The 8,005-nt window shown below is 71.2% G+C and carries 6 protein-coding genes and 1 pseudogene; 3 read left to right on the top strand and 4 right to left on the bottom strand.

From position 1 onward, the window contains the following. Nucleotides 1-127: 127 nt before the first annotated feature. Together QH270_RS24490 and QH270_RS24485 are read right to left on the bottom strand one after the other, a co-directional pair. Nucleotides 128-1,264, bottom strand: a pseudogene (locus QH270_RS24490) (indolepyruvate ferredoxin oxidoreductase family protein); the annotation flags it as partial. A 156-nt stretch (nucleotides 1,265-1,420) separates the two neighbouring features. Beyond that, nucleotides 1,421-1,906, bottom strand: a complete 486-nt coding sequence (locus tag QH270_RS24485; protein WP_280298342.1) for an Lrp/AsnC family transcriptional regulator — start codon at nucleotides 1,904-1,906, stop codon at nucleotides 1,421-1,423. 109 nt (nucleotides 1,907-2,015) lie between these two features. Between QH270_RS24485 and QH270_RS24480 the strand changes: the two genes are divergently transcribed. Continuing rightward, the gene (locus QH270_RS24480) at nucleotides 2,016-3,374 is read left to right on the top strand and encodes an MFS transporter (protein ID WP_280346435.1); all 1,359 of its coding nucleotides are present in this window, start codon (nucleotides 2,016-2,018) and stop codon (nucleotides 3,372-3,374) included. 17 nt (nucleotides 3,375-3,391) lie between these two features. Here QH270_RS24480 and QH270_RS24475 read toward each other — a convergent pair whose 3' ends face one another. Together QH270_RS24475 and QH270_RS24470 are read right to left on the bottom strand one after the other, a co-directional pair. Next, a complete protein-coding gene (locus tag QH270_RS24475; protein ID WP_280346434.1) occupies nucleotides 3,392-4,498 on the bottom strand; it encodes a serine hydrolase domain-containing protein in 1,107 nt (368 codons plus the stop codon). Between the two features lie 112 nt (nucleotides 4,499-4,610). Beyond that, nucleotides 4,611-5,573 carry an SDR family NAD(P)-dependent oxidoreductase gene (locus QH270_RS24470; RefSeq protein WP_280346433.1) on the bottom strand — a complete coding sequence of 321 codons (963 nt, stop codon included), beginning with the start codon at nucleotides 5,571-5,573 and terminating at the stop codon, nucleotides 4,611-4,613. 112 nt (nucleotides 5,574-5,685) lie between these two features. Between QH270_RS24470 and QH270_RS24465 the strand changes: the two genes are divergently transcribed. Together QH270_RS24465 and QH270_RS24460 are read left to right on the top strand one after the other, a co-directional pair. Then, nucleotides 5,686-7,050: an NAD(P)/FAD-dependent oxidoreductase gene (locus QH270_RS24465; protein WP_280346432.1), complete on the top strand. Its 1,365-nt coding sequence runs from the start codon at nucleotides 5,686-5,688 to the stop codon at nucleotides 7,048-7,050. Next, nucleotides 7,047-7,772: a DUF1365 domain-containing protein gene (locus QH270_RS24460; RefSeq protein WP_280346431.1), complete on the top strand. Its 726-nt coding sequence runs from the start codon at nucleotides 7,047-7,049 to the stop codon at nucleotides 7,770-7,772. The genes QH270_RS24465 and QH270_RS24460 overlap by 4 nt, the downstream gene beginning before the upstream one ends. Nucleotides 7,773-8,005 lie beyond the last annotated feature (233 nt).

Genomic DNA, 8,005 nt, shown 5'->3' with positions numbered 1-8,005 from the left:
GGGTTGGGGCGGTACGGTTTTGTCCCCCCCGCTTTTACGGCGTAGGCTTTTCACGGCGCCCCCCCCCCCCCGGGCCTGGGGGCGGCCCGCGGCGCCGGGGGGGGTTTTCGCGGTTTGGGGGGGCCGCGCGGGGGCCCGCGTCCGGGGTGCCGTAGAGGATCTCGCGGACCTGGGTCTCGATGAACGCGGTCTTGTCCTCCACCACGACGAGCTGGTCGAGCCCGCGCGCGAACTCGGTGAGCGCGGCGGAGCCGAGGGGGTACGGCATGCCGATGCGCAACAGGCGGATGCCCGCGCGGTGCATGGCCGCCTCGTCGACGCCGAGGTCGAGCAGCGCCTGGCGGACCGCGTCGAAGGTGGTGCCGGTGGCCGCGATCCCGATCTTCGCCTGGGCCGGATCCACCTCGATGACGTCGAGCGCGTTGGCCGCGCCGTAGGCGTGCACGGTCGCCCAGCGCGGGCCGTAGAGGTCGGCCTCGGCGAGCACGCTGTCGGTGGGCGCCGCCATCGGCCGCTGCCGGTAGACGAACGGCTTTCCCTCCCACTGCACTTCGGGCACGGTCACGGCCAGGTCGGCCACGCTCGCGTCCACCGTCCACGCGCCGTCGGCGACATCGGCGACGATCTTCAGCGCCACCACGCAGCCCGAGGCCCGCGACAGCGCGATGCCCTGCATGCCCAGGGTGATGATCTCCTCGGCATTGCGCGGGAACAGCACCGGCACACCCATGGCGGCCAGCGAGCGCTCGCTGACGGCGGGCACGGTCGAGGACTTCGAGGCGGGATCGTCGCCGACCAGCAGCAGCACGCCGCCGCGGGGGTTCACGCCGTACATGTTGGCGTGGCGGATCGCGTCGGTCGCGCGGTCGACGCCGGGACCCTTGCCGTACCAGACCCCGACCACGCCGTCGTGGGTCGGCGTGCCGGCGGGCAGGTCGGCCTGGCTGCCCCAGACCGAGGTCGCCGCCAGTTCCTCGTTGTAGCCGGGTACGAACGTGATGTCGTGCTCGGTGAGCACCTCGGGCATGCCGAGCAGCATCTTGTCGACGCCGCCGAGCGGGCTGCCCTGGTAGCCGGAGACGAAGGTCGCCACCCGGCGACCGGCACGGATATCGCGCACATGCTGTTCCACCAGCAGCCGGGCGATGGCCTGGACCCCGGTCAGCAGCACCGGGCCCGCGCCGGAGCGGTAGCGATCGGCGAGGTCGTAGGGTGCGGCCGGGTCGGCCAGCGGTCGGGCGGTGGAACAGACGACGCTGGTCATGATCACCTCACTGCGCGAAGGAACTTGCTATCGGTGCAGCGAAATGTGCCGGGGAGGGGTGATCTGTGTCAACAGTCGCCCGAAAAGTTGATCAGACTGCTCAAAAGTGATCTACGCCACTGGGGTGAACGCGTCAATCTGCTCGAGCCCGGAGACCTAGGTCACATCACGGGTGCTCGTCAGGTGTTCGACCAGCGGCAGGCTCCGATACCCGATGGGGGTGGCCAGCGCGAGCATCGTCTCGGTGTGTTTCACACCGTCGATGGCGTGCACCCGCTGGATGATCTCGAGCAGGTCCTGCTGGGACCGCGCGGCGATGCGGACCAGCAGGTCGGCCCGGCCGGTGGTGGCGTGCACCTCGAGCACGTGCGGGAACCCGCGCAACGTCTCGATGATCGGGTCCATCTTGTTCTGGTCGAGCTCGATGCCGAGGAAGGCGTGCACGGCGAAGCCGATCGCCTGCACGTCGATGTCGGGCGGGTAGCCGCGCACCGCGCCTGAGGACTCCAGTCGCCGCATCCGCGCCTGCACGGTGTTGCGGGCGACCCCGAGCCGCTGGGCCAGCTCGAGGATCGGCGCGCGCGGGTCGCGGGCCAGTTCGGCCAGCAAGGCGGCATCGAGTGCGTCGAACTTGATGGTCATGGCCGCATTCTGGCACGGCTCCCGCTCAGTGGTCGCGACCGTTGCCGACGGTGCTGTCGCACTGGGACTCTCGCCGGGTTCCGCGATGCGACCGTGAAGGAGCGACTCCTTGAGTACGCCGCCCCCCGAGAGTACGAATCCCGTTGTCCCGCAGGGCACCGACGCGAGCCTACGGCGCCGCGCGGCGTTCTCGAGCCTGCTGGGGACGACGATCGAATACTACGACTTCATTCTCTACGGGACGATGGCCGCGGTGGTGTTCGGCCCGTTGTTCTTCCCCGGCTCGAATCCGGCGCTGAGCACGATCGCCTCGTTCGGCACCCTCGCCGCGGGCTATGTCGCCCGGCCGCTGGGCGGGGTGATCTTCGGTCATTTCGGCGACCGGCTCGGCCGCAAATCGATGCTGCTGATCACCATGATCATGATGGGCACCTCGAGCGCGCTGATCGGCCTGCTGCCCACGTATCACACGATCGGCGCGGCCGCGCCGATCCTGCTGGTGCTGCTGCGGATCGTGCAGGGCCTGGCCGTCGGCGGGGAATGGGGCGGCGCCGCGCTCATGGTGGTCGAGCACGCCGACGCGGGCCGTCGCGGGCGCTGGGCGGGAATCATGCAGCTGGGCACACCGTTCGGGTTCCTGCTGTCCACCGCGGCCGTCGCCGTGGTGACCCAGCTGCCCGAGGACGCGTTCCGGTCGTGGGGGTGGCGGCTGCCGTTCCTGCTGAGCGCGGCCCTGCTGGTTCTCGGCCTCTATGTGCGGCTGCGCGTGACCGAGAGCCCGGTGTTCGCGGCCGCGGCGGCCGTACAGCAGCGTCCGTCGACGCCGGCGCTCGAGGTGCTGCGGCGGCCGCGACCGCTCGCCCTCGCGGTGGTCGCCGGAATCGCGCCCTTCGCGCTCACCGCGCTGACGAGTTCGCACATCATCTCCTACGCCACCGGAATCGGTTACGCGGTGGGCGATGTCATGCGCTGTCTGCTGTTCGTGGTGGTGGTCTCGGTCGTCGCCATCCCGCTGTGCGCGGCGCTGTCGGACCGGCTGGGCAGACGGCGGGTGATGATGGCGGGCGCGGTCGGCGCGATCCTGTTCGCCTTCCCGCTCTACGCCATGATCGACACCGGGTCCCTGGTGATCATGACCGCGGGCCTGATGTTCGCCCAGCTGCTGCAGAACGCGATGTACGCGCCGCTGACGCCGCTGCTGTCGGAGATGTTCCCCACCCGCATCCGCTACAGCGGGGTGTCCATCGCCTATCAGAGCGCGGCCCTGGTGGGAGCGGGCTTCACCCCGATGATCGCCGCCGCCCTGCTGGCCGGCTTCGACGGCTCGAGTGCGCCACTGAGCCTCATCATCGCCGTGACCGCCGCGCTGGCCCTGGCCGCGCTCGCGTTCACCGCGGAGACCAGGGGCCGCGATCTGCGCGAGACGGCCGTCCCGCCGATCGGGTCGGCACCGGTCAGGGAGGGGTGAAGCCGCGCGACCTCGGCTCAATCGCACAGCGCGTGGGTGAGCATGGCGCGGATGTCGACCGTGTCCGGTGCGCCGGTCACCGAGAAGGTGACGGCGCGACCCGTCGCCGTGGCACCCGCGATGGTGGAGAATCCGTGGACGCCGCCGACATGACCGAGAGAGCGCGCGCCGCACGGTAGTTCGGTGTAGGCCAGGCCGAGTCCGTAGGAGAATCCGTCGCCGCGACCCATGTCGGAGCCGTCGAGCATCTGGGCCAGCTCGGCGGAGGGCACCACCTGCCCGGCCGCCAGCGCGGTGAAGAACCGGTTCAGCTCGGCGCCGGTGCTGACCAGCGCTCCCGAGGTCCACGGCAGGGAGGGCTCGATGCGCGTCGCCTCGGTCACCCGGCCGTCGACGGTGGCGTAACCGGTCAGGTGCGGGTCGCGCAGGCCCGTCTCGCCGGTGGCGGGCAGATAGGTCCGGGTCAGGCCGAGCGGACTCAGGACGCGGTCGCGCAGCACGTCGGGGTAGGGCCGCCCGGTGACCGCTTCGATCAGCATCCCGGCGACGATGTAGTTCGTATTGGAGTACTCGAACCGGGTGCCGGGGGCGAAGCGCGCGGGCTCCCGCAGGGCGAGCGCGATCTCCTGCGGCGGGGTGAAGGTGCGGCCGTCGCGGGCCGCCGCGGCCTCGTTCAGGTCCGGTGTGGGCGCGGGCGTGGGCAGTCCGCTGCGATGTCCGAGGATGTGGCGCACCGTGATGGCGCGCCCGTCCACGCCGTCACCGGCGAGGAGGCCGGGGAGATAGGTGTCCACCGGCTCGTCGAGGTCGAGTTCGCGCTCGGCCGCCAGTCGCAGGGCGATCGCGGCGGTGAACGACTTGGTGACGCTGCCGACCCGGACGTGCAGCGGCTGATCGGTGGGAATCGGCGTGCGCGCCGCGAGATTCGCGTGTCCGGCGGTGAGTACGGTGGTGACCCCGTTCTCGGTGAGCGTGGCGATCGCGCCGACGGCGCCCGCGCGGATCAGCGCGTCCAGGTCGGCGCGGACGGCGTCGTGCGTGGGTGTCGGCGTGGCCGTGCTCGTGCCGCACGCTGTCAGGACCGTGGCTGTGCAGATCGCGAGGGCGATGGATCGAAGGCGCATGACCTGACGGTAGGAACACCCTGCGCCACAACACATCCGACTGCGGTACGGGGTGTATGAGACCGCGGTATCGGATCTCGCCGCGACGCTTCGTTGAATCGAAAATGCATCGTTACAACGATCGGGCGTCCAGTCCTGTCGCGGACGCGCAGAACTGCCACAGGCGCTCCCGGTCGACGGCGGTCTCCCTGGTGCGCCGCGTGTAGTGCTCCGGCCGGGGTCTGCGGTCGTGCCAGAACCGCCCGGACGGGAGGTTGTCGGCGGCGGCCAGCCAGACCGCGGTGTCCGCGCCTTGGGCGGGGGTGCGCAGCACCGGGCGGGTGAGGGCCCGGAACCTCGGCAGCGAGGTGGCGACGCCGGGGGTGTCCACCCAGCCGGGATGCATGCTGTGCACCGCGACGCCCGCGGCGGCGTAGCGGTCGGCCAGGACGGGGGTCAGGGTGACCTGCATCCGCTTGGAACGGGCGTAGGCGGTGGCGCCGTGATAGTCGCCGCGCCGGTATTCGAGGTCGTCGGGGTGCAGGCGCTGGGCGTACATGCCGCCGGAGGACATGAGAATCACTCTGGCACCCTCCGTGAAAGCCGGGGCGAGCAGCTCGGTGAGCAGCAGCGGGCCGAGAACGTGGGTGGCCGAGCACAATTCGTGTCCCTGCGGACTCTCGGTGCGCGCCGCGGGCAGCACGCCCGCGTTGTGGACCAGGACGTCGACCCGGCGGGCCCCGCCGGTGAACTCGGCGGCGAATTCCCGCACGCTCGCCAGGTCGGCGACATCGCATCGCTCGACCTCGATCCGGGCGCCCGGAACCTCGGCGGCGATCTCCGCGGCCGCGGCCTCGCCGCGCGCGCGGTCGCGCACGACGAGGCCGACCGACGCGCCGTGCCGCGCCAGCCCGGTCGCGATGGCTTTGCCGATGCCGGAGTTCGCGCCGGTGACGAGCGCGGTGCGGCCGCGCAGGGCGTCGTCGGACAGCGGCGTCCATCCATGGCTGCGCAAGCGGAATCCGAGTCGGCTGTAGCCGGGCGCGATGGCGCGGTCCAGTGCGGTGTCGAGAGCTGCCGGAAGCTGAACGGTCATCGCATCCCCCTGCTGGGTCGGCACGAAAAGATGCATCGTTTGTGCATCAATTGCATGATAGCGTCGTTGGTGTGGGCCGGACAGTCGGCCCGATCGAACTCCGGAGGACGTCATGATCAACAACCGGTCCGGCGGGGAGGTCACCGCCGAGCGCGGCGGCAGGCGGCGGATCGCGGTGGTCGGCAGCGGAGTCGCCGGTCTCACCGCCGCCTGGGTCCTCTCTCGCACGTGCGACGTCGTGCTCTACGAGGCGGATTCCCGCCTGGGCGGCCATGCCCACACGCACCGCGTGAACTCCCGCGCCGACGGCACCGGGGACTGGCTCGGCGTCGATTCCGGCTTCATCGTGCACAACGATCGCACCTATCCGACCCTGCTCCGGCTCTTCGACGAGCTGGGTGTGCGCACCCAGGATTCGGACATGTCGATGTCGATCCGCTGTGACGGCTGCGGCCTCGAGTACGCGGGCGCCAAGGGGCTGCCCGGGATCTTCCCGCGGCCGCGTACCGTGCTGCGCGGCCGCTACCTGCGGATGCTCACCGAGATCCGGCGCTTCCACCGCCTCGCGCGCGCCGAACTGGATGCCGACGGTGACGACGCCAGGACGCTCGGCGAGTTCGTGCGCGCCGGTGCCTTCTCGACCTATTTCACCGCGCACTTCCTCGTCCCGCTGGTTGCCGCGGTCTGGTCCTGCCCGCCGGACCTCGCCCTGCGCTATCCGGCCCGCTACCTGTTCACCTTCCTCGACCATCACGGCATGCTCACCGTGTTCGGTTCGCCCACCTGGCGCACCGTCGTCGGTGGCTCGGCGACCTATGTGCGCGCCGTCGCCGCCGGTGTCCAGGAGGTGCGGGCGGGCACACCGGTGCGGACCGTGCACCGCGCGGGCTCGTCGGTCACCGTCCGCGACGACGCCGATCGGGTGGACGAATTCGACGCCGCGGTGATCGCCACCCACCCCGGCCAGGCGTTGCGCCTGCTCGACACCCCGAGCTGGACGGAGTCGAGCATCCTCGCCGCGCTCACCTATTCGACCAATCACACGGTCCTGCACACCGACGAGTCCGTGCTCCCGCGCCGCTCCGCCGCGCGCGCGTCGTGGAACTATCGTCTGCCGCGGTGTGATTCGTCGCCTGACCGGGTGCTCGTGAGCTACGACCTGAGCCGGTTGCACCGCCTGCCCGCCACCGCCGACCGCCGGTTCCTGGTGACCCTCGGCGACGGTGACCGGGTGGCCGCCGACGCGGTCCTGGCCACCATGACCTACGAGCACCCGCAGTACACCCCGGGCTCGATGACCGCCCGGCGGCGGCTGCCCGAGATCGGTGACCGGGTCGTGGCCTTCGCCGGCGCCTACCACGGGTGGGGATTCCACGAGGACGGCGCGCTGTCCGGGCTGCGTGCCGCCGAACTCGTCGGCGGCCACTGGCCTACGCGGCCCGCGCCCGTATCGGTCGGGGTCGAGGCGGCGAGATGACGCGGGCCCGCCTGGTGCGCACCGTGATCCGGCACTCGCGTCGCGAGCCGATCCGGCACCGGTTCGCGTACCGCAGCTACAGCTGGCTCGTCGACCTCGACGAAATCCCGCGTCTGCCATGGCCGTTGGGGCTGGTCGCGGGCTTCTCCGCGCGTGACCATCTCGGCGACCCGGCGGCGACCCTGCGCGAGAACGTGGTCGGCCATCTCGCCGGGCACGGCATAGATCTGCGCGGTGGCACGATTCTCATGCTCGCCAACGCCCGCGTCTTCGGATACGTATTCAACCCGCTCACCGTGTTCTGGTGCCACGACGACACCGGCGCGTTGCGCTGTGTGCTGGCCGAAGTGCACAACACCTACGGCGAACGGCACCGGTACCTCATTCCGCCCGGACCGGAACCGGTTGTCGCCAAAGGGTTCTACGTCTCGCCGTTCAACCCGGTGGCCGGACACTATCGGTTGCGTCTCCCGTTGCCCGACACGCGCCTCCGGCTGGCGATCTCGCTCGAGGAACCGGACGGCCGGACCGTTTTCGCGGCGACCGTGCGCGGTCTCGTGCATCCCGCGAGCCGCCGCGCGGTGCTCGGCGCCGCGCTCGCGCACCCCTTCGAGACCTGGCGGATCGCCGCCCGAATCCGTTGGCAGGGCGTGCGTCTGTGGCGCAGGCGCCTGCCGATCGTGCCCCGCACCCCGCATCTGCCTCAGGAGGCTCTGTCATGACCGCCCTCTCTCCGTGCGCCGCGCGGTCCGCCACCGCGCCGCACGCCGATCGCTGGCCGGGTCTGGCCGACGTGCCCCGCGGGGCCCGCGCCCCCGCCGGGCGGCGGGGCGCGGCGGCATTGTTGCGCCCGGCCGGGGGGGGGGGTGCGCGGCGGTGGATTTCTACGAGTGCGTGGCTTAGCTGTGAGGGGCTCCGGGACATTGCGCTGGGTGCGATCTGCAGTGAGGTGATG

The sequence above is a fragment of the Nocardia neocaledoniensis genome (genome assembly GCF_029868625.1).
GTDB lineage: Bacteria > Actinomycetota > Actinomycetes > Mycobacteriales > Mycobacteriaceae > Nocardia > Nocardia neocaledoniensis_A.
Note: the sequence above shows the minus strand (reverse complement) of the source record. Positions and strands in the feature narration are given on the sequence as shown.

Excerpts from the sequence above, each read along its gene's own strand:
- QH270_RS24485 (WP_280298342.1), bottom strand. The coding sequence starts at position 1,906 with ATGACCATCAAGTTCGACGCACTCGATGCCGCCTTGCTGGCCGAACTG.
- QH270_RS24475 (WP_280346434.1), bottom strand. The coding sequence starts at position 4,498 with ATGCGCCTTCGATCCATCGCCCTCGCGATCTGCACAGCCACGGTCCTG.
- QH270_RS24465 (WP_280346432.1), top strand. The coding sequence starts at position 5,686 with ATGATCAACAACCGGTCCGGCGGGGAGGTCACCGCCGAGCGCGGCGGC.
- QH270_RS24460 (WP_280346431.1), top strand. The coding sequence starts at position 7,047 with ATGACGCGGGCCCGCCTGGTGCGCACCGTGATCCGGCACTCGCGTCGC.
- QH270_RS24470 (WP_280346433.1), bottom strand. The coding sequence starts at position 5,573 with ATGACCGTTCAGCTTCCGGCAGCTCTCGACACCGCACTGGACCGCGCC.